19 protein-coding genes are annotated in these 24,613 nt (G+C 60.4%); 7 read left to right on the top strand and 12 right to left on the bottom strand.

Annotation, left to right across the window (positions count from 1 at the left end; translation table 11 throughout):
* Nucleotides 1-23: 23 nt before the first annotated feature.
* Nucleotides 24-707, bottom strand: coding sequence for a lipoprotein-releasing ABC transporter ATP-binding protein LolD (lolD, locus tag FRT59_RS04430; RefSeq protein WP_019818240.1), 684 nt, complete (start codon nucleotides 705-707; stop codon nucleotides 24-26).
* Between the two features lie 7 nt (nucleotides 708-714).
* Nucleotides 715-1,965, bottom strand: a complete 1,251-nt coding sequence (locus tag FRT59_RS04425) for a lipoprotein-releasing ABC transporter permease subunit (RefSeq protein WP_034118702.1) — start codon at nucleotides 1,963-1,965, stop codon at nucleotides 715-717.
* A gap of 94 nt (nucleotides 1,966-2,059) precedes the next feature.
* On the opposite strand from FRT59_RS04425, the gene FRT59_RS04420 reads away from it, so the two are divergent.
* The gene (locus tag FRT59_RS04420; RefSeq protein ID WP_034118701.1) at nucleotides 2,060-2,644 is read left to right on the top strand and encodes a PilZ domain-containing protein; all 585 of its coding nucleotides are present in this window, start codon (nucleotides 2,060-2,062) and stop codon (nucleotides 2,642-2,644) included.
* Between the two features lie 43 nt (nucleotides 2,645-2,687).
* Nucleotides 2,688-3,410 carry a glycerophosphodiester phosphodiesterase gene (locus tag FRT59_RS04415; RefSeq protein WP_003172585.1) on the top strand — a complete coding sequence of 241 codons (723 nt, stop codon included), beginning with the start codon at nucleotides 2,688-2,690 and terminating at the stop codon, nucleotides 3,408-3,410.
* Between the two features lie 42 nt (nucleotides 3,411-3,452).
* Here the strand turns inward: FRT59_RS04415 and sthA are convergent, their stop codons facing one another.
* A complete protein-coding gene (gene sthA / locus FRT59_RS04410; protein ID WP_005786183.1) occupies nucleotides 3,453-4,847 on the bottom strand; it encodes a Si-specific NAD(P)(+) transhydrogenase in 1,395 nt (464 codons plus the stop codon).
* A 301-nt stretch (nucleotides 4,848-5,148) separates the two neighbouring features.
* Nucleotides 5,149-6,612: a glyceraldehyde-3-phosphate dehydrogenase gene (locus FRT59_RS04405; RefSeq protein WP_106804812.1), complete on the bottom strand. Its 1,464-nt coding sequence runs from the start codon at nucleotides 6,610-6,612 to the stop codon at nucleotides 5,149-5,151.
* Nucleotides 6,613-6,952: 340 nt separating this feature from the next.
* Here FRT59_RS04405 and mfd point away from each other — a divergent pair, with 340 nt between their 5' ends.
* From mfd to FRT59_RS04390, 3 genes are read left to right on the top strand one after another with little or no spacing between them, the layout of a single operon-like run.
* Entirely contained in the window at nucleotides 6,953-10,402 is a 3,450-nt protein-coding gene (gene mfd, locus FRT59_RS04400) for a transcription-repair coupling factor (RefSeq protein WP_034118698.1), read from the top strand.
* Nucleotides 10,403-10,413: 11 nt separating this feature from the next.
* Entirely contained in the window at nucleotides 10,414-10,980 is a 567-nt protein-coding gene (locus tag FRT59_RS04395; RefSeq protein ID WP_153870489.1) for a CsiV family protein, read from the top strand.
* A 9-nt stretch (nucleotides 10,981-10,989) separates the two neighbouring features.
* Nucleotides 10,990-13,683: a DEAD/DEAH box helicase gene (locus FRT59_RS04390; protein WP_034118696.1), complete on the top strand. Its 2,694-nt coding sequence runs from the start codon at nucleotides 10,990-10,992 to the stop codon at nucleotides 13,681-13,683.
* Nucleotides 13,684-13,788: 105 nt separating this feature from the next.
* Here the strand turns inward: FRT59_RS04390 and nagZ are convergent, their stop codons facing one another.
* Both nagZ and FRT59_RS04380 read right to left on the bottom strand, forming a co-directional pair.
* A complete protein-coding gene (gene nagZ / locus FRT59_RS04385) occupies nucleotides 13,789-14,799 on the bottom strand; it encodes a beta-N-acetylhexosaminidase (protein WP_153870488.1) in 1,011 nt (336 codons plus the stop codon).
* Nucleotides 14,800-14,935: 136 nt separating this feature from the next.
* Entirely contained in the window at nucleotides 14,936-15,643 is a 708-nt protein-coding gene (locus FRT59_RS04380) for a TetR/AcrR family transcriptional regulator (protein ID WP_153870487.1), read from the bottom strand.
* 263 nt (nucleotides 15,644-15,906) lie between these two features.
* Between FRT59_RS04380 and lexA the strand changes: the two genes are divergently transcribed.
* Both lexA and sulA read left to right on the top strand, forming a co-directional pair.
* Nucleotides 15,907-16,515: a transcriptional repressor LexA gene (gene lexA / locus FRT59_RS04375; RefSeq protein WP_003172575.1), complete on the top strand. Its 609-nt coding sequence runs from the start codon at nucleotides 15,907-15,909 to the stop codon at nucleotides 16,513-16,515.
* A 10-nt stretch (nucleotides 16,516-16,525) separates the two neighbouring features.
* A complete protein-coding gene (gene sulA / locus FRT59_RS04370) occupies nucleotides 16,526-16,999 on the top strand; it encodes an SOS-induced cell division inhibitor SulA (RefSeq protein WP_034118693.1) in 474 nt (157 codons plus the stop codon).
* Nucleotides 17,000-17,050: 51 nt separating this feature from the next.
* Here the strand turns inward: sulA and FRT59_RS04365 are convergent, their stop codons facing one another.
* From FRT59_RS04365 to fadB, 6 genes are all read right to left on the bottom strand, one after another.
* Nucleotides 17,051-17,284, bottom strand: coding sequence for a hypothetical protein (locus FRT59_RS04365; protein ID WP_005786160.1), 234 nt, complete (start codon nucleotides 17,282-17,284; stop codon nucleotides 17,051-17,053).
* A gap of 119 nt (nucleotides 17,285-17,403) precedes the next feature.
* Nucleotides 17,404-17,925 carry a DUF6586 family protein gene (locus FRT59_RS04360; RefSeq protein ID WP_153870486.1) on the bottom strand — a complete coding sequence of 174 codons (522 nt, stop codon included), beginning with the start codon at nucleotides 17,923-17,925 and terminating at the stop codon, nucleotides 17,404-17,406.
* 193 nt (nucleotides 17,926-18,118) lie between these two features.
* Nucleotides 18,119-20,740: a type I DNA topoisomerase gene (topA, locus tag FRT59_RS04355; protein ID WP_034118691.1), complete on the bottom strand. Its 2,622-nt coding sequence runs from the start codon at nucleotides 20,738-20,740 to the stop codon at nucleotides 18,119-18,121.
* A gap of 114 nt (nucleotides 20,741-20,854) precedes the next feature.
* Entirely contained in the window at nucleotides 20,855-21,091 is a 237-nt protein-coding gene (locus FRT59_RS04350; RefSeq protein WP_153870485.1) for a DUF1653 domain-containing protein, read from the bottom strand.
* Between the two features lie 97 nt (nucleotides 21,092-21,188).
* Nucleotides 21,189-22,364, bottom strand: a complete 1,176-nt coding sequence (gene fadA, locus FRT59_RS04345) for an acetyl-CoA C-acyltransferase FadA (protein ID WP_016975260.1) — start codon at nucleotides 22,362-22,364, stop codon at nucleotides 21,189-21,191.
* Between the two features lie 29 nt (nucleotides 22,365-22,393).
* Nucleotides 22,394-24,541: a fatty acid oxidation complex subunit alpha FadB gene (gene fadB / locus FRT59_RS04340; protein ID WP_034118690.1), complete on the bottom strand. Its 2,148-nt coding sequence runs from the start codon at nucleotides 24,539-24,541 to the stop codon at nucleotides 22,394-22,396.
* Nucleotides 24,542-24,613: the final 72 nt, after the last annotated feature.

Raw genomic sequence — 24,613 nt, 5'->3', positions numbered from 1 at the left:
AACAACGCCGGGCTTGAAGCAGGTCAGATGGCGACCAGGTGACCTTCCTGCAGGTGCAACACGCGGTCCATCTGCCGGGCCATGCTCATGTCATGGGTCACCACCAGGAACGCGGTGCGCATCTGGGTGCTCAGTTCCAGCATCAAGTCCTTGATGCCCTGAGCGGTGTGGGAGTCGAGGTTGCCGGTCGGCTCGTCGAGCATCACCAGGCCCGGGTTGTTCACCAGGGCGCGGGCAATCGCCACACGCTGGCGCTCACCGCCGGACAGTTCGGCCGGCTTGTGCTCCAGGCGATGGCCGAGGCCGACGCGCTCCAGCAAGGCTGTAGCACGCTGGCGCGCTTCGGGAATCGCGGTCTTGCCGATCAGCAACGGCATGCACACGTTTTCCAGGGCGGTGAATTCCGGCAACAAGTGGTGGAACTGGTACACAAAACCCAACGAACGGTTGCGCAGTTGGCCACGGGCCTTTTCATTCAAGGCCGACAGTTCTTCACCGGCCAGCCACACGCTGCCCTGGGACGGGGTATCGAGGCCGCCCAACAGGTTGAGCAAGGTACTTTTGCCGGAACCGGAACTGCCGACGATCGCCACGCGTTCGCCCGGGTGCAGTTCGAGCTGCAGGTTGGACAACACCACCACCGATTCCGGGCCTTCCTCGTAGGATTTGCCCAGGTTGCGGCAGCTCAGGATTGCTTTTTCACTCATGCCCGATTCACTCATAACGTAATGCCTGTGCTGGCTGGGTACGTGCCGCGCGCCAGGCTGGATACAGGGTGGCAAGGAAGCTCAGGACCAACGCAGCGCCGCCCACCATCAGCACGTCCTGGGTTTGCACCTGGGACGGCAAGTAATCGATGAAGTAGACGTCGGCGTTGAGAAACTTGTGGCCGATCAGGGTTTCGAGCCCGGCGATGGCAGCACTGACATTCAGTGCGGCGAGGATGCCCACCGCCGTGCCGATCAAGGTGCCGACTACGCCGATCACGGTGCCCTGCACCATGAAGATCGCCATGATCTGCCCCGGCGTGGCGCCCAGGGTACGCAGGATGGCGATATCGCCCTTCTTGTCGTTCACCACCATCACCAGTGTGGAAATGATGTTGAAAGCAGCGACAGCGACGATCAGCAGCAACAGCAGGCCGATCATGGCTTTCTCCATGCGGATGGCCTGGTACAGGTTGCCGTGGGTGCGAGTCCAGTCGCGGGCGTAATACTGCGACTCGCCCAGGTGCTGGGCGATTTCCCAGGCACCACGCGGCGCATCGAACAGGTCATTGAACTTGAGGCGCAGGCCCTGCACCTGATCCGGCTGCCAGCGATGCAGGCGGGCCAGGTCGGTGAGGTTGGTCAGGCCGAGGTAGCCGTCGATCTCGCCGGCGCCGACGTGGAAGGTGCCGACCACGGTAAAGCGCTTCATGCGCGGGAACATGCCGGCCGGGGTCACAGTGACTTCCGGGGCGACAAACGTCAGCTTGTCGCCGACCCCCACGCCGAGCTTGGCTGCGGCCTTGTCGCCGATCACGATGCCGAAGCTACCGGGCGCCAGGTCATCGAGCTTACCCTGCAACATGAACTGGTCGATGATCGAGACGTTGCGCTCCTGGGCCGGGTCGATGGCATTGAGCAGGATCTTCTGCACCTTGCCGTCGTTGGTCAGCAATCCCTGCATCTGGGTAAACGGCGCGACGGCCACCACCTTGGGGTTCTGCTTGACCTTGTCGGCCAGGCTTTGCCAGTCGTTGATGGGCGCATCGCCCTCGATGGTCGCATGGGGCACCATGCCCAGCACGCGGGTGCGCATCTCATGATCGAAGCCGTTCATCACCGACAGCACCACAATCATCACGACCACGCCCAGGGCGAGACCGATCATCGAGGTCAAGGAAATGAACGACACAAAATGATTGCGACGCTTTGCACGGGTATAACGCGTGCCGATAAATACGAAGAGAGGTCTGAACATGTCGGGGCTTGTTCGGAGGAAAAGAAGACGTCCCGGTGGCGGGGTCTGGTAAGCAGCTTTACACTCAGACCATTACCGTTACCTGGGGTTCGCCATGTCGACATTAGATGAAGAAGAGCGCCGCGAATACTACCGTATCGACGACATGATCGCACTTCAAATCAGCACATTGTCTGGCCCCGAAGCGGCGAGCAAGGAAGTGTTGCTGGATGATTCGCCGCTGTTCAATCTCCTCAGCGAACTGCACCTGAGCGAATTCGAAGCCCAGCATCTGCTGCGCCAGATCAGCGAGAAAGATCGCAGCCTGGCAGCGTTCCTCAAAGTGCAGAACAAGCGCCTGGACCTGCTCAGCCAGATCATGGCCCGCGGCCTGCTGAACGAGGTTGGGGCGCCGCAACCGGTGATCATTTCCGAGGGCGGTATCGACTTCCAGCACCCTACTCCGCTGGCGCCCGACACTCACCTGGCGGTCAAGCTGGTGCTGATGCCCCAGGCGCTCGGCCTGTTGCTGCGCGCACGGGTGACCCATTGCGACCCCAAGGGCGCCGGCTTTGATGTCGGCACGGAATTCGAATCCATGACCGATGCCCAACGCCAGTTGCTGGCGCGCTACATCCTGCAGAAACAGGCACAGGAACGGCGCCTGGCGCGGGAACAAAGCGACGCCCAAGACACCTGAATTCGTATTATCCCGCCAGACCACCTGGCGCAAAGGAGCAACTGTGACCCTGATCTACGGCCACCGCGGTGCCAAAGGCGAAGCACCGGAAAACACCCTGACCAGCTTTCAGGAGTGCCTCAAGCACGGCGTACGCCGTTGCGAACTGGATTTGCACCTGTCCATGGACGGCGAGCTGATGGTCATTCACGACCCGACCCTCAAGCGCACCGCCGACCGGCGTGGCAAAGTCGTCGAGTATTCGGCGGCCGACCTGGTGAAAATGGACGCACGCAAAGGCGGCCCAGGCTGGGTCAGCCCTTGCCCGATCCCGCGCCTGGAGGAGCTGTTCGAAAAGTGCGACTTCGACCACTGGCAGTTGGAAGTCAAAAGCGCCTCGCGCACTCGCGCTGCGACCACCGTGCTGGCAATCCGCGAAATGGCCGTACGCTTTGGCCTGATGGACAAGGTCACCGTGACGTCAAGCTCGCGGGAAGTGCTCAAGGCTGCCGTCGAACTCACCCCGGACCTGTCGCGCGGCCTGGTCGCCGAATACGCCTGGCTCGACCCGTTGAAGGTCGCGCAGAACTACGGCTGTGAATACTTGGCGTTGAACTGGACGCTGTGCACCCCTGAGCGGCTGGAAAAAGCCCAGCGCCAGGGACTGCACGTGTCCGTGTGGACAGTCAACGAACCCGCGCTGATGCGCAGGCTCGCCGACTTCGGCGTAGATAGCCTGATTACAGACTTTCCCGGTTTGGCCACTGCCACCCTCGGGAATTACTGAAATCGGTCTCCCCGGCCGGCTCAGGCCACCGGCCGGAGCCGCTCAAAAAAGCCGGTTGAGGCCGTCGTAGGCGGCAACCCGGTAGGCTTCGGCCATGGTCGGGTAGTTGAAGGTGGTGTTGACGAAATACTTGAGGGTATTTTGCTCGCCCGGCTGGTTCATGATCGCCTGGCCGATGTGCACGATCTCCGAAGCCTGGTAGCCGAAGCAATGCACGCCGAGGACTTCCAGGGTTTCACGGTGGAACAGGATCTTCAGCATGCCTTGCGGCTCACCGGCAATCTGCGCACGCGCCATGCTCTTGAAGAACGCCTTGCCCACTTCGTAAGGCACCTTGGCCTTGGTCAGCTCGTGTTCGTTCTTGCCGATGGAGCTGATCTCGGGAATCGTGTAGATCCCGGTGGGCACGTCGTTCACATAGCGCCAGCTGCCATTGTCGACAATGCTGCCGGCGGCCGAGCGGCCCTGGTCATGGGCGGCACTGGCCAGGCTTGGCCAGCCAATCACGTCACCAGCCCCGTAGATGTTGGTCACGCAGGTACGGTAGTTCTCGTCCACTTCGATCTGGCCACGGCTGTTGACCTTGACCCCGATGTTTTCCATGCCCAGCTTGTCGGTGTTGCCGGTACGGCCATTGCACCACAGCAAGGCGTCGGCCTTGATCTTCTTGCCGGACTTGAGGTGCAGGATCACCCCGTTGTCCAGGCCTTCGACCCGCTCGTACTCTTCGTTGTGACGCACAGTGATGTTGTTGTTGCTGAAGTGGTAGCTCAACGCCTGGGAGATTTCCGAGTCGAGGAAGCTGAGCAACTGGTCGCGGTTATCCACCAGCTCCACCAATACACCCAGGCCGCTGAAGATCGAGGCGTATTCACAGCCGATCACGCCGGCGCCGTAGATGATCAGTTTGCGCGGGGTGTGGCCCAGGCTGAGAATAGTGTCGCTATCGTAGATACGCGGGTGGTGGAAATCGATATCCGCCGGGCGATACGGGCGCGAGCCGGTGGCGATGATGATGTGCTTGGCCACCAGCTTCTCGACCACGCCATTGGCGCAGACCACTTCGACGGTTTGCTCGTCGGCGAAACTGCCGGTGCCGAAGAACAGGTCAACACGGTTACGGGCGTAGTAGCCGGTGCGCGAGGCGACTTGCTTGGAGATGACTTTTTCGGCGCTTTTCAACACGTCCGGGAACGAGAACCAGCGCGGCTCACCAATGGCCCGGAACATCGGGTTGGTGTTGAACTGCATGATCTGCCGCACCGAGTGACGCAACGCCTTGGACGGGATGGTACCCAGGTGGGTGCAGTTACCGCCGACCTGGCGACGGCTATCGACCATCGCCACCTTGCGCCCTGCTTTGGCAGCGTTCATCGCCGCACCTTCTCCAGCTGGGCCGGAACCCAGTACCACCACGTCGTAGTTGTAGACAGCCATGCGTACTCCTCAGAACAGGCCAGGCGTACGGTTGGACGCCGGGCTAAATCATGCCGCGGCCAGCGGTCATGAAGGACAATTTGGCTCAAGTGTGTGAACCGGGGCACAGTCTATAGAAGGCTCAACGCCGCGAACATTAACCCTTGGTCGCGTCGTAGGCCAGTTTTGCCTTTACTACAGAACATCCTGTTGGAAATAAATGGGATAGTCACCTGCGCAACAAACGCCCCATGTGACCCCTACACCGGCCAGACACAAAAACGCCCCGATAAGTCGGGGCGTTTTCATTTACTGCAACGGCTTAGCGCGGAAACGCAGGTGGGTTGACCCCAGCCATGTCTTCCATCACGCGAACCACCTGGCAGCTGTAGCCGAACTCGTTGTCGTACCACACGTACAGCACAACACGGTTGTCCTGGGTGATGGTCGCTTCGGCGTCTACCACACCGGCGTGGCGCGAGCCGACGAAGTCGGTGGAGACCACTTCCTGGGAATTGACGAAGTCGATTTGCTTATGCAGATCGGAGTGCAGCGCCATGTAGCGCAGGTACTCGTTCATCTCTTCACGGGTGGCGGCTTTCTCAAGGTTCAGGTTGAGGATGGCCATCGACACGTTCGGCGTCGGCACGCGGATCGCGTTACCGGTCAGCTTGCCGGCCAGTTCAGGCAGTGCCTTGGCAGCAGCGGTGGCAGCACCGGTCTCGGTGATCACCATGTTCAACGCGGCGCTACGGCCGCGGCGATCGCCCTTGTGGAAGTTGTCGATCAGGTTCTGGTCGTTGGTGTACGAGTGAACGGTTTCAACGTGGCCGTTAACGATGCCGAACTTGTCATTCACAGCCTTCAGCACCGGCACGATGGCGTTGGTGGTGCAGGAAGCGGCGGACACGATCTTGTCGTCAGCGGTGATTTCAGCGTGGTTGATACCGTGCACGATGTTCTTGAGCTTGCCTTTGCCAGGCGCGGTCAGCACAACGCGATCGATACCCGGGCAAGCCAGGTGCTGGCCCAGGCCCTCGGCATCACGCCATACGCCGGTGTTGTCCACCAGCAGGGCGTCCTTGATACCGTACTGGGTGTAATCCACCTCAGACGGGTTCTTCGCGTAGATCACCTGGATCAGGTTGCCGTTGGCGGTGATGGTGTTGTTTTCTTCATCAATGACGATGGTGCCGTTGAACGGACCGTGTACCGAGTCGCGACGCAGCAGGCTGGCGCGCTTGGTCAGGTCGTTCTCGGCACCTTTGCGCACCACGATGGCACGCAGGCGCAGGCCGTCGCCGCCACCGGTTTTCTCGATCAGGATGCGCGCCAACAGGCGGCCGATACGACCGAAGCCGTACAGCACGACGTCGGTGCCCTTGCGGGCCGCGGCGTTTTGCTGGCCAACCACTTCGGCCATTTCTTCACGCACGAACTGCTCGGCGCTACGGCCGGCGCCTTCCTTGCGGAACTTGTAGGCCAACTTGCCCAGGTCTACCGAGGCCGCGCCGAGCTTGAGCTCGCTCATGGCCTTGAGCAGTGGGAATGTTTCGTGGACGGAGAGTTCGCTGTCGTCGGCAGAGCGATGGCGCGCAAAGCGGTGCGCCTTGAGAATCGCGATGACAGACTGGTTGATCAGGCTGCGGCCATAGATCGAGCTCACCACATTGTTATTGCGGTACAGCTGGCCGATAAGCGGAATCATCGCTTCTGCGAGTGCTTCACGGTCGATCCATTCACCAAGACACTGGTCGGGCTTCTGAGTCACGGGAACCTTCCACATGTAGGGGCAGAAAAAAGGGGCTACATTATGTCGCCCGACTGCACGATGAGCAATGCGCGAGGGGCAACAAAAAGCCCTTGCAAAAAAATACCACCGCGCTACAGCCCAGGAAATACGCGGGTTCCAGAAGGCCACTAGTCGAGCGCAGAGGCTGACTTGTCCGTAACCCTCCTAAACATTCGCGCATTTTGGCACTACATATTGAGTCAAAACCCACCATTGTTTGTCTTAGCCACTACATTTCCTACAAACCGTAATAGGCACAGTCAGCAACTGACAGGCGGCACCTCGGGCCGTTACAATTACCGACTTTGTCGCAACGCTTGGAGCTCAACCTTCCGTGCCCGTTCTGCGTCTACCGCTTCTCCCTGCCGCGGCAGGTAAACAGCACTGGGGCAACCTGCCCGGTGCCGCCCTGAGCCTGGCCATTGCCGAGGCTGCCAGCGCAGCCAAGCGCTTTACCCTGCTGCTGACCGCCGACAGCCAAAGTGCCGAACGGCTGGAGCAGGAGCTGAGCTTCTTCGCCCCCGATTTGCCGGTGCTGCATTTTCCCGACTGGGAAACCCTGCCCTATGACCTGTTCTCGCCGCACCAGGACATCATTTCCCAGCGCATCGCCAGCCTGTACCGCCTGCCGGAACTGGCCCACGGCGTGCTGGTGGTGCCGATCACCACGGCCTTGCACCGCCTGGCGCCGACCAAGTTCCTGCTGGGCAGCAGCCTGGTGCTGGACATTGGCCAGAAGCTCGACGTAGAACAGATGCGCACGCGCCTGGAGGCCAGCGGCTACCGCTGCGTCGACACGGTGTACGAGCACGGTGAATTCGCAGTGCGTGGGGCGCTGATCGACCTGTTCCCGATGGGCAGCAAATTGCCGTATCGCATCGACCTGTTCGATGACGAAATCGAAACGCTGCGCACCTTTGATCCGGAAAACCAGCGCTCCATCGACAAGGTCGATTCGATCAAGCTGCTGCCGGCGCGGGAATTCCCGCTGCAAAAGGACGCGGTCACGCGTTTCAAGGCGCGCTTTCGTGAACGCTTCGACGTGGACTTCCGCCGCTGCCCGATCTTCCAGGACTTGAGCAGCGGGATTACACCGGCGGGTATCGAGTACTACCTGCCGTTGTTCTTCGACGAAACCTCCACCCTCTTCGACTACTTGCCCCAGGACACCCAGGTGTTCTCGCTGCCGGGCATCGAACAGGCGGCAGAAAACTTCTGGAACGATGTGCGTAACCGCTATGAAGAGCGCCGCGTCGATCCGTCCCGGCCTTTATTGCCGCCCGCCGAACTGTTCCTGCCGGTGGAAGACTGCTTCGCCCGCTTGAAAAACTGGCCGCGCGTGGTCGCCAGCCAGCAGGACGTGGATGCCGGCAGTGGCCGCGAGCGTTTCCCAGCAGGGACGCTGCCGGACCTGGCAATCCAGGCCAAGGCCACGCAACCGCTGGAAGCACTGTCCAACTTCCTCGGTGACTTCCCCGGCCGCGTGCTGTTTACCGCCGAATCCGCCGGGCGTCGCGAAGTGCTGCTGGAACTGCTGGAACGCCTGAAGCTGCGCCCGAAAACCGTCGACAGCTGGCCGGACTTTGTCGCCAGCAAAGAGCGCCTGGCGATTACCATCGCGCCGTTGGACGAAGGGCTGCTGCTGGATGACCCGGCGCTTGCACTGATCGCCGAGAGCCCGCTGTTCGGTCAACGCGTGATGCAGCGCCGCCGCCGGGAAAAACGTGCCGATGCCAACAATGACGCGGTGATCAAGAACCTCACCGAGCTGCGCGAAGGCGCGCCGGTGGTGCATATCGACCACGGCGTCGGCCGCTACCTCGGCCTGCAGACCCTGGAGATCGACAACCAGGCCGCCGAATTCCTCACCATGGAATACGCCGAGGGCGCCAAGCTCTACGTGCCGGTGGCCAGCCTGCACTTGATTGCCCGCTATACCGGTAGCGACGATGCCCTGGCACCGTTGCACCGCCTGGGCTCCGAGACCTGGCAGAAAGCCAAGCGCAAGGCCGCCGAACAAGTGCGCGACGTGGCAGCCGAGTTGCTCGACATCTATGCCCGCCGTGCGGCCCGCGAAGGCTACGCGTTCGCCGACCCCAAAGCCGACTACGCCACCTTCAGCGCCGGCTTCGCCTTCGAAGAAACCCCGGACCAGCAAACCACCATCGAAGCGGTGCGCGCCGACATGCTTGCGCCCAAGCCGATGGACCGCCTGGTGTGTGGCGACGTGGGCTTCGGCAAGACCGAAGTGGCGATGCGCGCAGCCTTTATTGCGGTACACGGCGGTCGCCAGGTGGCGATCCTGGTGCCCACCACCCTGCTCGCCCAGCAGCACTACAACAGTTTCCGCGACCGCTTTGCCGACTGGCCGGTAACCGTGGAGGTGATGAGCCGTTTCAAGTCCGCCAAGGAAGTGAATGCCGCCATCGCCGACCTGGCCGAGGGCAAGATCGATATCGTCATCGGTACCCACAAGCTGTTGTCGGACGATGTGAAGATCAAAAACCTGGGCCTGGTGATCATCGACGAAGAACACCGCTTCGGGGTGCGCCAGAAAGAACAGCTCAAGGCCCTGCGCAGCGAAGTCGACATCCTCACCCTCACCGCTACGCCGATTCCGCGCACGCTGAACATGGCGGTGTCGGGCATGCGTGACCTGTCGATCATCGCCACCCCGCCGGCGCGCCGCCTGTCGGTGCGTACGTTCGTGATGGAGCAGAACAAGAGCACGGTCAAGGAAGCGCTGCTGCGCGAACTGCTGCGCGGCGGCCAGGTGTATTACCTGCATAACGATGTGAAGACCATCGAGAAATGCGCCGCCGACCTCGCCGAGCTGGTGCCAGAAGCGCGTATCGCCATAGGCCATGGGCAGATGCGCGAGCGCGAACTCGAACAGGTGATGAGCGACTTCTACCACAAGCGCTTCAACGTGTTGATCGCCTCGACCATCATCGAGACCGGCATCGACGTGCCGAGCGCCAACACCATCATCATCGAACGCGCCGACAAGTTCGGCCTGGCCCAGTTGCACCAACTGCGTGGCCGTGTCGGGCGCAGTCACCACCAGGCGTATGCCTATCTGCTTACACCGCCGCGCCAGCAAATCACCAGCGACGCGGAAAAGCGCCTGGAAGCCATCGCCAACACCCAGGACCTCGGCGCCGGCTTCGTGCTGGCGACCAACGACCTGGAAATCCGCGGCGCCGGCGAACTGCTCGGCGATGGCCAGAGCGGCCAGATCCAGGCAGTCGGCTTCACCCTGTACATGGAGATGCTCGAACGCGCAGTGAAAGCCATCCGCAAAGGCGAGCAACCGAATCTCGACCAACCGTTGGGCGGCGGCCCGGAGATCAACCTGCGCCTACCAGCGTTGATTCCCGAAGACTACCTGCCGGATGTGCATGCGCGGCTGATCCTCTACAAGCGCATTGCCTCGGCCACCGACGAAGAGGGCCTCAAGGACCTGCAAGTGGAGATGATCGACCGCTTCGGCCTGCTGCCGGAACCGACCAAGAACCTGGTGCGCCTGACCCTGCTCAAATTGCAGGCCGAGCAGTTGGGTATCAAGAAAGTCGACGCCGGGCCGCAGGGTGGCCGCATCGAATTCGAAGCGCAGACGCCGGTAGACCCGTTGGTGCTGATCAAGCTGATCCAGGGCCAGCCCAACCGCTACAAGTTCGAAGGGGCTACGCTGTTCAAGTTCATGGTACCGATGGAACGTGCCGAAGAACGCTTCAATACCTTGGAGGCGCTGTTCGAGCGCCTCATCCCGAAATCCGCTTGAAGGACGCCGCCATGCGCCTGTTCCGCATTCTGAGCCTGTTGTTGGTGGTAATCGCGCCTTCGGCATTCGCCGACGGCCTGTACCAGGTGGAAATGATCCTGGTGCGCCAGAATGCCGAGCCGGTGATCAACAGCCGCGCCGCACCCGAAAACTGGGATGCGGGCGCACCACGCCTGGGCGAGCGGATGAGCCCGCCGCGCCTGGGCAATATCGTCGACAAGCTCAGCGCCGACGCCAACTATACGGTGCTCGCCCACAAGGCCTGGGAACAGAACCTGGGCGAGCAGCCGGTCAACGTCGCGATCACCGACGGCCAGGAGCAATTCGGCCAGTTCCCCATCGAAGGTGTGTTGAGCCTGCAACTGGGGCGTTTTACCGATATCGACGCGGACTTCTGGATCAACCAGTTCGACAGCAACGGCAGCGTGATTGCCAGCGAGCATTTGAGCCAGAAAGACGTGCGCACCAAGAACAACCAGCTCAACTACCTGGATGGTGGTCACCTGGCGTTGCTGATCAAGATCACCTCGCTGACCGCCAAGCCACCCAGTGCACCACCGCCCGACCTTCAGGACTGATCCCGCGCCATGCCCCTGACGTCGTCGCTGACCAAACCCCTGGCCCCTTCGTGGGCCAATCGCTTTAAAGAGCAAAGCCTTGAGCGCGGGCGGCGCTACGCCCTGGAAAACCGCGTGCGCATCGTCGAGTCCGGCGACAGCACCATCATTGCCAGTTGCGAAGGTTCGGGCGGCAACGTTTACCGGCAGACCATCTCGCTGCGCGAATCAGCCAAGGGCACGCTGATCCTGGTGGACAGCCGCTGCACGTGCCCGGTGCACACCAATTGCAAGCACATCGCGGCGGTGCTGCTCAAGGTTCAGGAAACCCTGGCCTACCCGGCAGCGGCCCAGGATGCCGAACTGCTGGAGAAACTCCAGGCGGTGCTGGATAACCGCGTGGTGTTGCCACAGGTGGTGATGGACGATGTACAGCCCGTACCGCGCTTGTGGCTGGCCAGTGTGGAGTTCAGCGCATTCGAGCCGCGCAACGGCAAGATGCAACGGTATATCCAGCACCGTGCGGCGCTGTCGTTCAACTACCTGGGCAACTATGTCAGCGGGCAGAAAAATGCCGACATCATCGTGCGCCAGGAAACCCAGAGCCTGCGCATCAAGCGCCATCCCGAGCGGGAACAACCCTTTCGCGAACAACTGCGCCTGCTCGGGTTCAAGATCGCCACACGCCAGAGCAAGGCCCTGCCGGAAAGTGCCGGCGAGCTGTTCGAGATGGTCAACGACAGCGCCTGGCTGAACTTCACCCTCAATGCGTCGCCGACCTTGCGCGCCGAGGGCTGGGAGCTGCAGATCGATGAAGACTTCGGCTTTGACCTGAGCACCGTCGATGACTGGTATGCCACGGTCGATGAAGGGCCGGAACGCGATTGGTTCGACCTGGAACTGGGCATTATCGTCAATGGCGAACGCTTGAGCCTGCTGCCGATCCTGTTGAACCTGATGCGCTCCCACACCGAGATCCTCAACCCGGAGAAACTGGCGCGGCGCCGCGATGATGAGCTGATCCTGGTGAACATCCCCGGCCTGCCCAATGGCGGCCATGGCCCATTGCAAGTGGCACTGCCCTACGGTCGCTTGAAGCCGGTGCTGGCGACCCTCGGCGAGTTCTACCTACAAGAAGCCGGCACGACCACGCTACGCCTGGCCAAAGCCGATGCGATCCGCCTCAACCCGCTGGAAGACCTGCCGCTGCAATGGGAAGGTGGCGAAAAAATCCGCAACTTCGCCCAACGCCTGCGCGACATCAAGGGCTTCACCTGCGTGGCGCCTGAGGGCCTGAACGCGACCTTGCGCCCTTATCAGTTGGAAGGCTTGAGCTGGATGCAGTCTCTGCGCCAATTGGAGGTGGGCGGGATTCTTGCGGATGACATGGGCCTGGGCAAAACCCTGCAAACCCTGGCGCATATCCTTACTGAAAAAATCGCAGGGCGCCTGGATAGGCCGTGCATGGTGGTGATGCCCACCAGCCTGATCCCGAACTGGCTCGATGAAGCTGCACACTTCACCCCGCAGCTCAGGGTGTTGGCTTTGTATGGCGCGGGGCGTAAGAAACATTTTGCCAACCTTCAGGACTACGACCTGCTGCTGACCACCTACGCCCTGCTGCCCAAGGACATTGAGCAACTCGCCGCCCTACCCCTGCATGTGTTGATCCTCGACGAGGCGCAGTACATCAAGAACCCTTCCAGCAAGGCCGCCCAAGCCGCACGCGAACTGAATGCGCGCCAGCGCCTGTGCCTGAGCGGCACGCCATTGGAAAACCACCTGGGCGAGCTGTGGTCGCTGTTCCACTTCCTGCTGCCAGGCTGGCTGGGCGACGTGAAAAGCTTCAATCGCGATTACCGCGTGCCGATTGAAAAGCGCGCCAGTGAAGTGCGATTGCAGCACCTCAACGGTCGGATCAAGCCGTTCCTGCTACGTCGCACCAAGGAACAGGTGGCGACGGAATTGCCGCCCAAGACCGAGATTATCCATTGGGTAGACCTCAACGAGGCCCAACGCGATGTGTACGAAACCATGCGCCTGGCCATGGATAAAAAGGTCCGCGACGAAATCACGCGCAAGGGCGTGGCACGCAGCCAGATCATTATCCTTGAAGCGTTGCTCAAACTGCGCCAGGTGTGCTGCGACCTGCGCCTGGTCAACGACGCCAGCCTGCCAACGCGTGGCAGCAGCTCGGGCAAGCTCGACAGCCTGATGGAAATGCTCGAAGAGCTGTTTGCCGAGGACCGGCGAATCCTACTGTTTTCCCAGTTCACCTCGATGCTGAGCTTGATCGAAGCCGAGCTGAAAAAACGCGGCATTGCCTACGCATTGCTGACCGGTCAGACCCGTGACCGGCGCACACCGGTGAAGGATTTCCAGAGCGGCAAGCTACAGATATTCCTGATCAGTTTGAAGGCCGGTGGCGTGGGTTTGAACCTGACCGAAGCCGACACGGTGATCCACTACGACCCGTGGTGGAACCCGGCCACGGAAAACCAGGCCACCGACCGCGCCTATCGCATCGGGCAGGAAAAACCGGTGTTCGTATACAAGATGATTGCCCGGGGCACGGTGGAGGAGAAAATCCAGCATCTGCAGAAGGAGAAATCCGACCTGGCGGCGGGTGTGCTGGATGGGCGCACTACGGGGGACTGGCAATTGGGCAATGAGGATATCGAGGCGCTCTTCGCACCACTGCCGAATAAGCAAGAAAAGCGCTGAACGTTAGATCGCCTTCGCGAGCAAGCCCGCTCCCACACTTGAATGTATTCACATATCAAAATGTAGGAGCGGGCTTGCCTGCGATGGACGCGACGCGGTATTCGATCAGTCGATCAGTTGCGCATCGCGCAAGGCCGTGAGGGCCACCAACCAGCGCGGATCCTGCTTGTAATCAGCTGAAGCAATCGCCTGGCCGCGCATACGTGCAATCCGCGCCGACGGTGTGACCTTCATCCGCTGCGCCGCACTCAGCGCCAGCTCGGCAGCCGCGCGGTCATTGCAAACCAGCCCCATGTCACAACCCGCAGTCAGCGCCGCTTCGATTCGACTGGCCGCATCACCGACCACATGGGCGCCCGCCATGGACAGGTCATCACTGAAAATCACCCCATCGAACTGCAACTCACCGCGCAGGATGTCCTGCAACCAGCGGCGCGAAAAGCCGGCGGGCTGGGCGTCCACCTGCGGGTAGATCACGTGCGCGGGCATCACGGCGGCCAATTGCTTGCTCAAGCGTGCGAAAGGCACCAGGTCATTGGCGCGAATCTGTTCCAGGCTGCGTTCGTCATTGGGAATGGCGACGTGGGAATCGGCCTCAGCCCAACCGTGACCCGGGAAGTGTTTGCCGGTGGCGGCCATTCCGGCACTGTTCATGCCGCGGATAAAGGCGCCGGCGAGCAGGGCAGCGCGCTCGGGGTCGCCTTCGAAGGCGCGGGTGCCGACCACGGCGCTGCGTTGATAGTCGAGGTCCAGTACCGGAGCGAAACTCAGGTCCAGGCCCACGGCCAGTACTTCGGTGGCCATGATCCAGCCACACTGCTCAGCCAGGTATTCAGCGTTGGGGTTGTCCGCCAGCGCACGCATGGCCGGCAGGCGCACAAAGCCTTGGCGCAGGCGCTGTACGCGGCCACCTTCCTGGTCGACGGCCAATAGCAAATCAGGACGCACCGCTCGAATCGCCGCGCTCAACTCGCGAACCTGGCGCGGGTGCTCGATATTGCGCGCAAAAATGATCAGGCCGCCCACTTCCGGTTGGCGCAACAGATGACGGTCCTCGGCCGTCAGCCAGGTACCGGCAACGTCGACCATCAAAGAACCTTGCAGGGCAGCAGTCATAAACCTTCCTTAAATAACGCACACAACCCGTCGTGCTCACCAGGCACGGTAAGCACGACGGGTTACGAGTAAATAGCTGAAATCGGCATGGCGGCTAGCTTAGCGGATGCAAGCGGCCGCGCACACCCGGGGGCGGTCAAACCTTGGCAGCGGTCGGGGCTGTTTTACTGCGTGGGCGCAACTGGGCAGCAGTCATGGCCGGGTCGGTGACGCCGGTCTCGGCGCGCATGCCGGCTGCCAGGAACGGCACCATCAGGCGCATCACCTGCTCGATGGAGGTGTTTACACCGAAGTCGGTCTCGGCAATCGCCCGCAAAGCCTTGATCCCGGACATACTGAAGGCCGCAGCACCGAGCATGAAATGCACGCGCCAGAACAGTTCGATAGGTGGAATACGCGGGGCGGCTTCGTTGACCAGCAGCATATAGCGGCGGAATACCTTGCCGTACATGTCTTCCAGGTAGCGGCGCAGGTGGCCCTGGCTCTGGCTGAACGCCAGGCCCAGCAGGCGCATGAAGATCGACAGGTCGTTGCCGCTGCGCGGCTGCACGACCAACGCTTGCTCAACAAGGATTTCCAGCAGGTCTTCCAGGCTTGGCTTGTGATCGGCCTTGGCCTGGCGACGCTCCAGCTCACGGTCAAGGCTGGCGCAGAACGGCCCCAGGAAGCGCGAGAATACTGCCTGGATCAGGGCTTTTTTCGAGCCGAAATGGTAGTTCACGGCGGCAAGGTTGACCCCAGCCTTACTGGTGATCAGCCGCAATGAAGTTTCAGCAAATCCTTTTTCCGCGAACAATTGCTCGGCAGCATCGAGAATGCGTTCAACGGTTTCCGACTGGGCCATGGCTACTCCGCCTGACAAACACTTGTTTGAAACATACGTTTCAGAGTGTGTCTTGTCAAGCCTGCGGGTTCGCTTTCTGGCTAGGCAGTCATCTGTTTCAGCGCTATTAAATCACATCCCTACTGCCCTGTAGGCAGCGCCCTCTCTACGCTGTAGGAAGGATGAAGAATGACCGTCCAGCGGAGTCGTTGAAAAGGATGATTGCCAAGCGCAGTTCACTGTATATAATCCCAGTCACTGTATAAAAAGACAGAGCGATCAACATGCTAAAACTGACGCCACGCCAAGCTGAGATTCTGGCTTTTATCAAGCGCTGCCTTGATGACAATGGTTACCCGCCGACCCGTGCGGAGATTGCCCTGGAACTGGGGTTCAAGTCCCCCAACGCCGCCGAAGAGCACCTCAAGGCCCTCGCTCGCAAGGGCGCAATCGAGATGACTCCAGGTGCCTCGCGGGGTATTCGCATCCCTGGCTTCGAGGCCAAGGCCGACGAATCGACACTGCCGATCATCGGCCGTGTTGCCGCCGGTGCGCCGATCCTGGCGCAGCAGCACGTCGAGGAATCCTGCAACATCAACCCGACCTTCTTCCATCCTCGCGCCGACTATCTATTGCGCGTGCACGGCATGAGCATGAAGGACGTGGGCATCTTCGACGGCGATCTGCTGGCCGTCCACACTACCCGTGAAGCTCGCAATGGCCAGATCGTCGTCGCCCGTATCGGCGATGAAGTCACCGTCAAACGCTTCAAACGTGAAGGCAGCAAGGTCTGGCTCCTGGCCGAGAACCCTGAGTTCGCCCCGATTGAAGTCAACCTGAAAGATCAGGACCTGGTGATCGAAGGCTTGAGTGTCGGCGTCATTCGCCGCTAAAGGAGGCATCATGCAGCTCGTGCACACCCCACAACACACCCAACTGTCGCTGTTCGAGGCCTTCATGGCCCAACCCCTTGCGCCCATCCTCAAGGAAACGGTCGAGGCCCCCTGGGGCAGCGAACCTGAGGCGTTCAGTGAATTGTCGTTGCGCGGTGCGGCTGAGAGCTGCCTGAACCTGCTGGCACCTATCCTGCGCGAATTGAGCGAAGACAAGGACGCACGCTGGCTGACCCTGATCGCCCCACCCGCCAGCCTGACCCAGGCCTGGCTACGGGAGGCTGGCCTCAACCGTGAGCGTATCCTGCTGCTGCAACCACGCGGCACGCAGAGCGCCCAGCAGTTGACCTGCGAAGCCTTGCGCCTGGGCCGTAGTCATACGGTGGTGAGTTGGTTGAATCCGTTGAATGCTGCGGCCAAGCAGCAATTGATCAGTGCCGCACGTACGGGCGATGCACAGAGCTTGAATATTCGCTTGGGATAATAAGCCCTGTGGATGGACTCGCTCGCCACAGAAGCGCCTTCACCACCAGACTCAGTGAAGAACCCGCGGGCCGTCGTCTTTCTCAGGCTCGCCTTCCGCCAAGCGACCTGCCATCTGCACACCCACGCTCAACATGGCTTTAGCCACTTCCACGTGTTGGCCCTGCAGGAACACCTTGGCATCTTCGGAAAAATCCAGAATAACCAGAGAACCCTCGTCCTCCGCCCGGCGCAATTCGATTCGGCCGTCAGGCAGTTCAACAATTTCCAGAAAGGACGTTGGCATAAAAGTCTGTTCTCCACGAAAGGCCGGGATTATATCAGTCATCCACCCAGCCTCGCAGAGGATCTGGGCAGGTTTCTTTACCGCTTGATGAATGGTACCGGGCTAACTCGCTCCCACCCTCAGCACTCGTTCAACCCTTCACGAAAACGCAGTGCCATTTTTTTCAGCTCCTGGCGCCAACCTTCCAACTCTTCGCGGCTCAAGGGCTTGGGCTCATCCTCTTGCAACGCCACAGCGGCAATCAACGGCTGGGTAACATCGCCCTTGGGCACATGAGGAACACGCGGAGGTTGGAACATATCCGCATGGGCCTTGAGCAATCGCGCCACCCAACTGTCAGGGCTCTGGGCCATTTCCACCAGTTCGGCCAATTCAGGGATCGCCATGGAATCCAGCACTTCACGGTTCACGATCATTTCCGCTCGAGGCGCACCCGCCTGGGGCAAGCGGTAGAACCCAGCGATTTCATGGCACAGCCCCAGCAAGGCGCCGTACAGATGGAACAGGGCTGCTTCGCGCCCTGCCTGCACCAGCGCGATGGCATTCATCTCCTTCCCTTCCTCGGCACGCCCAAGGGCTTCCAGAGATAAACCCGCGAAGTAAATTTTCTGGTTAGTACGGGTATAGAGTTCGTTGGCCATGACGGCAATCTCCACAACGAATAGGCGGGATGCTGGCTGAACAGTGTCACGGAACGGCCGGGCGTACCGCAAGTGCAAATGTGGGAGGGGGCTTGCTCCCGATGGCGGTGGGTCAGTTACAGATGTATCAACTGACCCACCGCCATCGGGAGCAAGCCCCCTCCCACATTGCATCTTCAGCGCATCCGATGGATCAAGCGCCCTGGCGCTTGTCCTCGACCTTCCACTTGCCGCCGTCGTAGAACGCTTTCCAGCCGGTAGGCTTGCCGTCCACTTCGGTCTGCACGTACTGCTCCTTGGTCTTGCGGCTGTAGCGGATCACGGCTGGGCGACCATCCGGGTCCTTCTTCGGCGCTTCACACAGGAAGTGGTACTTCGGATCAATCTCATCCTTGTGCGGCACGATCTCCAACACCAGTGGTGCACGGGTCTCGCGGTTTTTCGGGAACTGGCTGGCAGCCAGGAACAGGCCCGAAGCACCGTCACGCAGGATGTAGGTGTCGTTGACCTTCTCGCACTTGAGCTCAGGCATCTTCACCGGGTCCATCTTCGGCGGCGCCGCATCACCGCTTTTCAGCAGTTTGCGGGTGTTCTTGCAAGTCGGGTTGGTGCAGCCGAAGAACTTGCCGAAACGTCCGGTCTTGAGCTGCATCTCACTGCCGCACTTGTCGCATTCCAGGCTTGGGCCTTCATAGCCCTTGATGCGGTAAGTGCCCTCTTCGATCTCGTAGCCATTGCAATCCGGGTTGTTACCGCAGATGTGCAACTTGTGCTTCTCGTCCAGCAGGTAGGCGTCCATCGCCGTGCTGCAGATCGGGCAGCGGTGCTTGCCGCGCAGTACCAGCGACTCGGATTCACCCTCGTCATCGGCGGCGATCTCATCGCCCGGCACCAGATTGACGGTGGCCTTGCAGCGCTCTTTCGGCGGCAGGCTATAGCCCGAGCAACCGAGGAACACGCCAGTGGAGGCGGTACGAATCTGCATCGGACGGCCACAGGTCAGGCACGGGATGTCGGTCATCACCGGCTGGTTGGCACGCATGCCGCTCTCAGGGCTTTCAGCCACTTCGAGTTTTTTCTTGAAATCGCCGTAGAACTCGTCGAGCACGTTTTTCCAGTCGCGCTGACCCTGGGCCACGTCATCGAGATTCTCTTCCATGCCGGCAGTGAAGCCGTAGTCCATCAGGTTGGAGAAGCTCTCGGACAGACGTTCGGTGACGATGTCGCCCATCTTTTCCGAATAGAAACGACGGTTGTGCAGCGCCACGTAGCCACGGTCCTGGATGGTGGAGATGATCGCCGCATAGGTCGACGGACGACCGATACCGCGCTTCTCCATCTCTTTCACCAGGCTGGCTTCCGAATAACGCGCCGGCGGCTTGGTGAAGTGCTGGGACGGGTCGAGCTTGATCAGCTTCAACGTGTCGCCCTGGGCCATGTCCGGCAGTACGTCGTCATCGCCAGGCTTGGCGATTTGCGGCATGACGCGGGTGTAGCCGTCGAACTTGAGGATACGGCCCTTGGCACGCAGCTCGAAGTCACCAGCACCCACGCTGACGGTAGTGGACAGGTATTGCGCCGGCAGCATCTGGCAAGCCAGGAACTGGCGCCAGATCAGCTCGTAGAGGCGCTCAGCGTCGCGCTCCATGCCACTGAGCTTGCTCGGCTCGGTGTTGGCGTCGGAAGGACGAATCGCTTCGTGAGCCTCCTGGGCGCCTTCCTTGCTGCTGTAGACGTTCGGCTTCTCCGGCAGGTATTTCTTGCCGAACTCGCTTTCAATATAAGTACGCGCCATCGCGACCGCGTCTACCGAGAGGTTGGTGGAGTCGGTACGCATATAGGTGATATAGCCGGCTTCATACAGACGCTGGGCCATCATCATGGTCTTCTTCACCCCGAAGCCCAGGCGGTTGCTCGCGGCTTGTTGCAGGGTGGAGGTGATGAACGGCGCCGACGGCTTGCTGCTGGTCGGTTTGTCTTCGCGCTTGACGATGCTGTAGCTGGAAGCCTTGAGCTTTTCCAGCGCGGCCATGGCCTGGGCTTCGTTCAGCGGCTTGAAGGCTTCGCCTTTCTCACGAGCCACTTCAAAGCGCACGTTGGCGCCCTTGGCGGTGCCGAGGTCAGCGTGGACCTCCCAGTATTCTTCGGGATTGAACGCACGGATCTCGCGCTCACGCTCTACCACCAGCTTTACCGCAACCGACTGCACACGGCCGGCAGACAGGCCACGGGCGATCTTGGCCCACAGCAGTGGCGAGACCATGTAGCCCACGACGCGGTCGAGAAAACGACGGGCCTGCTGGGCGTTGACGCGGTCGATGTCCAGTTCACCCGGTTTGGAGAAGGCTTCCTGGATGGCTTTCTTGGTGATTTCGTTGAACACCACGCGCTTGTAGCGGCTGTCATCACCGCCGATGGCTTCGCGCAGGTGCCAGGCAATGGCTTCCCCTTCGCGGTCCAAGTCCGTCGCGAGATAGATGGTGTCAGCATCCTTGGCGAGCCGGCGCAGCTCTTCGATGACCTTTTCCTTGCCCGGAAGGATTTCGTACTTGGCCTTCCAGCCATGATCCGGATCCACACCCATGCGCGAGACCAGCTGCTTGCGCGCTTTCTCTTTAGGCGAGAGCACCGGGCCTTCGCCCGCAGCCGCCTTGCCGCGCTTGGCAGCAGGCTCCTTGCTGGCGCTAGCCGAACCGCTGGTGGGCAGGTCTCGGATATGGCCGATACTCGACTTCACCACGTACTCGTTGCCCAAGTACTTGTTGATGGTCTTGGCCTTAGCCGGGGATTCCACAATGACCAGCGATTTGCCCATGGATCGGAAAATTCCTGAATTCGAGAAGTGAAAGGCAGTTGGCGCCTGTCGCGGCAACGCTATATATAGTGGCAACAAGGTGAGGTCAAGCGCAGCATTCTGCGCGACCTGCCGTTATTGCCCTGAAAAAAGACTGGGTTCGGTCTTGACCAAAGCAAAGCGCGGGACCTGCTCGCCGTCAACTTCGACGGTCTCCACGAACATGCTCAAGGGGCGCACCCAAAAGCCGTATTCGCCATACAGCGCTTGGTAAAACACCACTTCTTCTTCGTTTTCGGAGTGCCGTGCCACGCTGAAAACGCGGTACTGCGGCCCCTTATAATGTTGGTAGAGCCCTGGTTCGACTTTCATGCTCTGGCCCTCTTGCAAAATTTGTTGAAAAAAATATTAAAAAGTTCCAAAAAACAAAAACCGGGGCACTGGGCCCCGGCTTCCATCAACGCAACGCTTAAACGCGTTCGAAGACGGTAGAAATGCCTTGGCCGAGACCAATGCACATGGTTGCAACCCCAAGGTTGCCGCCATTTTGCTTCATCACGTTAAGCAAAGTGCCGGAGATACGTGCGCCGGAGCAACCGAATGGGTGGCCCAGGGCAATCGCACCGCCGTGCAGGTTAACCTTCTCATTCATCTTGTCGAGCACTTTCAGATCTTTCAGCACTGGCAGGGCCTGTGCGGCGAAAGCTTCGTTGAGCTCGAAGAAGTCGATGTCGTTGATGGTCAGGCCTGCGCGCTTCAAGGCTTTTTGTGTGGCCGGTACTGGACCATAGCCCATGATCGCCGGGTCCACACCCGCTACGGCCATGGAACGGATCACCGCGAGAGGCTGGATCCCCAGGTCCTGGGCACGCTGGGCCGACATCACGATCATGCACGAAGCACCATCGGTGATCTGCGACGACGTACCGGCTGTCACGGTGCCGCCCTTTGGATTGAACGCCGGCTTCAAGGCCGCCAGGCTTTCCAGGGTGGTGTCCGGACGAATGGTTTCGTCGTAGTCGAACAGTTTCAGGAAACCGTTCTCGTCGTAGCCGTTCATCGGGATGATTTCATCCTTGAACTTGCCTTCCACGGTGGCCTTGTGCGCCAGTTGGTGGGAACGCAGGCCAAACGCATCCTGGGCTTCGCGGGTAATGCCGTGCATTTTGCCAAGCATTTCTGCGGTCAGGCCCATCATGCCCGAGGCTTTCGCTGCGTACAGCGACATGTGCGGGTTAGGGTCCACGCCGTGCATCATGCTGACGTGGCCCATGTGCTCCACGCCACCGACCACAAACACATCACCATTGCCAGTCATGATCGCCTGGGCAGCGGTGTGCAGCGCGCTCATCGACGAGCCACACAGGCGGCTGACGGTCTGGCCGGCCGCGGTGTGCGGGATCTGGGTCATCAAGGAGGCCATGCGCGCGATGTTCCAGCCCTGCTCCAGGGTCTGGTTGACGCAGCCCCAGATCACGTCTTCGACTTCGTTCGGGTCAACCTTGACGTTGCGCTCCAGCAACTTGCTGATCAGGTGCGCCGACATGTCTTCGGCACGGGTATTGCGGTGCATGCCGCCCTTGGAGCGGCCCATCGGAGTACGACCGAAGTCGACAATCACGACGTCTCTTGGATTCAAGCTCATAAATATTCTCGCTCTAGTCGTCTGGGCACTTAACCGAAGAAGCTCTGGCCATTCTTGGCCATTTCGCGCAGCTTCGCGGTCGGGTGGTACAGCGGGCCCAAATCAGCGTATTTGTCAGCCAGGGCAACGAACTCAGCCACACCGATCGAATCGATGTAACGCAGCGCACCACCACGGAATGGAGGGAAACCAATACCGTACACCAAGCCCATATCGGCCTCGGCGGCGGTCTCGACGATGCCGTCTTCCAGGCAACGCACAGTTTCCAGGCACAGGGCGATCATCATCCAGTTGATGATGTCCTCGTCGGACACCTCACGCTGTTCGTAGATGACCGGAGCCAGCACTTCGTGTACCGAAGGGTCGGCCACTTTCTTCTGCTTGCCCTTCTTGTCGGTCTCGTAGGCGTAGAAGCCCTTGCCGTTCTTCTGACCCAGGCGCTTGGCCTCGTACAGCGCGTCGATCGCCGAGCGGCGGTCGTCTTTCATGCGGTCCGGGAAGCCTTCAGCCATGACGTCGCGACCATGGTGGCCAGTGTCGATACCGACCACGTCCATCAGGTACGCCGGGCCCATTGGCCAGCCGAATTTTTCCATGACCTTGTCGATGCGTACGAAGTCCACACCCGCGCTGACCAGCTTGGCGAAACCGCCGAAGTACGGGAACAGCACGCGGTTGACCAGGAAGCCCGGGCAGTCGTTGACCACGATCGGGTTCTTGCCCATTTTCTTGGCGTAGGCAACGGTGGTGGCCACCGCCAGCTCGCTGGACTTCTCGCCACGGATCACTTCCACCAGTGGCATCATGTGCACCGGGTTGAAGAAGTGCATGCCGACGAAGTTTTCCGGACGCTTGAGGGCCTTGGCCAACAGCGAGATGGAAATGGTCGAGGTATTGGATGCCAGGATAGTGTCGTCTTTGACCTGGGCTTCAACTTCAGCCAATACCGCCTGCTTGACCTTCGGGTTCTCGACAACCGCTTCGACCACCAGGTCGACATGGCCGAAATCGCCGTAGGACAGCGTAGGACGAATGCCGTTAAGCACTTCAGCCATCTTCGCAGCGGTCATGCGACCTTTATCAACGCGGCCGACCAGCAACTTGGCGGCTTCCGCCAGGCCTTGCTCGATACCGTGCTCGTTGATGTCTTTCATCAGGATCGGCGTGCCTTTGGACGCCGACTGATAGGCGATACCGCCACCCATGATACCGGCGCCGAGTACGGCAGCCTGTTTCACGTCCTTGGCGATTTCGTCGTAGGCCTTGGCCTTTTTCTTCAGCTCCTGATCGTTCAGGAACAGGCCGATGAGGCTCTGGGCAGCTGAGGTTTTCGCCAGTTTGACGAAGCCGGCAGCTTCCACTTCCAGGGCCTTGTCGCGACCGAAGTTCGCGGCCTTCTGGATGGTCTTGATCGCTTCAACCGGCGCCGGGTAGTTCGGGCCGGCCTGGCCCGCCACGAAACCTTTGGCGGTTTCGAACGACATCATTTGCTCGATGGCGTTGAGCTTGAGTTTTTCCAGCTTCGGCTGACGCTTGGCCTTGTAGTCAAACTCGCCGCTGATGGCGCCCTTGATCAGGTTCAGCGCAGCTTCGGCCAGTTTCTCCGGAGCAACGACAGCGTCGACAGCACCGACTTTCAATGCGTCTTCGGCTTTGTTTTCCTTACCGGCGGCGATCCATTCGATGGCGTTGTCGGCACCGATCAGGCGCGGCAGACGCACGGTGCCGCCGAAGCCTGGGTAGATGCCCAGCTTGACTTCCGGCAGGCCGATCTTGGCGGTCGCGGACATGACGCGGAAATCTGCCGCCAGGCACATCTCCAGGCCGCCGCCCAAGGCGATGCCATTGATCGCGGCAACGGTCGGCACGTTGAGGTCTTCGAAATCGCTGAAGATCTTGTTGGCTTCGAGGTTGCCAGCCACCAGCTCGGCATCGGGCAGCTTGAAGTTGTCGACGAATTCGGTGATGTCAGCGCCGACGATAAACACGTCCTTGCCGCTGGAGACGATCACGCCCTTGACCGAAGCATCTGCTTTGATGGTGTCTACGGCCTGACGCAGTTCGTTCAGGGTTAGACGGTTGAACTTGTTGACGGACTCACCCTTGAGATCGAACTTCAGTTCGACGATGCCACTTTCAAGAGCCTTAACCGTGATGGCTTTACCTTCGTAAATCATCAACTGATCTCCACGATATGGAAGCTGAACAGTACACACTGGACGCTGGTCTCTGGTTTGACATTGACAGTT

This window comes from Pseudomonas haemolytica, assembly GCF_009659625.1.
Classification (GTDB): domain Bacteria; phylum Pseudomonadota; class Gammaproteobacteria; order Pseudomonadales; family Pseudomonadaceae; genus Aquipseudomonas; species Aquipseudomonas haemolytica.
Note: the sequence above shows the minus strand (reverse complement) of the source record. Positions and strands in the feature narration are given on the sequence as shown.

Excerpts from the sequence above, each read along its gene's own strand:
- lolD (WP_019818240.1), bottom strand. The coding sequence starts at position 707 with ATGAGTGAAAAAGCAATCCTGAGCTGCCGCAACCTGGGCAAATCCTAC.
- FRT59_RS04425 (WP_034118702.1), bottom strand. The coding sequence starts at position 1,965 with ATGTTCAGACCTCTCTTCGTATTTATCGGCACGCGTTATACCCGTGCA.
- FRT59_RS04420 (WP_034118701.1), top strand. The coding sequence starts at position 2,060 with ATGTCGACATTAGATGAAGAAGAGCGCCGCGAATACTACCGTATCGAC.
- sthA (WP_005786183.1), bottom strand. The coding sequence starts at position 4,847 with ATGGCTGTCTACAACTACGACGTGGTGGTACTGGGTTCCGGCCCAGCT.
- FRT59_RS04405 (WP_106804812.1), bottom strand. The coding sequence starts at position 6,612 with ATGTGGAAGGTTCCCGTGACTCAGAAGCCCGACCAGTGTCTTGGTGAA.
- FRT59_RS04395 (WP_153870489.1), top strand. The coding sequence starts at position 10,414 with ATGCGCCTGTTCCGCATTCTGAGCCTGTTGTTGGTGGTAATCGCGCCT.
- FRT59_RS04390 (WP_034118696.1), top strand. The coding sequence starts at position 10,990 with ATGCCCCTGACGTCGTCGCTGACCAAACCCCTGGCCCCTTCGTGGGCC.
- nagZ (WP_153870488.1), bottom strand. The coding sequence starts at position 14,799 with ATGACTGCTGCCCTGCAAGGTTCTTTGATGGTCGACGTTGCCGGTACC.
- FRT59_RS04380 (WP_153870487.1), bottom strand. The coding sequence starts at position 15,643 with ATGGCCCAGTCGGAAACCGTTGAACGCATTCTCGATGCTGCCGAGCAA.
- lexA (WP_003172575.1), top strand. The coding sequence starts at position 15,907 with ATGCTAAAACTGACGCCACGCCAAGCTGAGATTCTGGCTTTTATCAAG.
- sulA (WP_034118693.1), top strand. The coding sequence starts at position 16,526 with ATGCAGCTCGTGCACACCCCACAACACACCCAACTGTCGCTGTTCGAG.
- FRT59_RS04365 (WP_005786160.1), bottom strand. The coding sequence starts at position 17,284 with ATGCCAACGTCCTTTCTGGAAATTGTTGAACTGCCTGACGGCCGAATC.
- FRT59_RS04360 (WP_153870486.1), bottom strand. The coding sequence starts at position 17,925 with ATGGCCAACGAACTCTATACCCGTACTAACCAGAAAATTTACTTCGCG.
- topA (WP_034118691.1), bottom strand. The coding sequence starts at position 20,740 with ATGGGCAAATCGCTGGTCATTGTGGAATCCCCGGCTAAGGCCAAGACC.
- FRT59_RS04350 (WP_153870485.1), bottom strand. The coding sequence starts at position 21,091 with ATGAAAGTCGAACCAGGGCTCTACCAACATTATAAGGGGCCGCAGTAC.
- fadA (WP_016975260.1), bottom strand. The coding sequence starts at position 22,364 with ATGAGCTTGAATCCAAGAGACGTCGTGATTGTCGACTTCGGTCGTACT.
- fadB (WP_034118690.1), bottom strand. The coding sequence starts at position 24,541 with ATGATTTACGAAGGTAAAGCCATCACGGTTAAGGCTCTTGAAAGTGGC.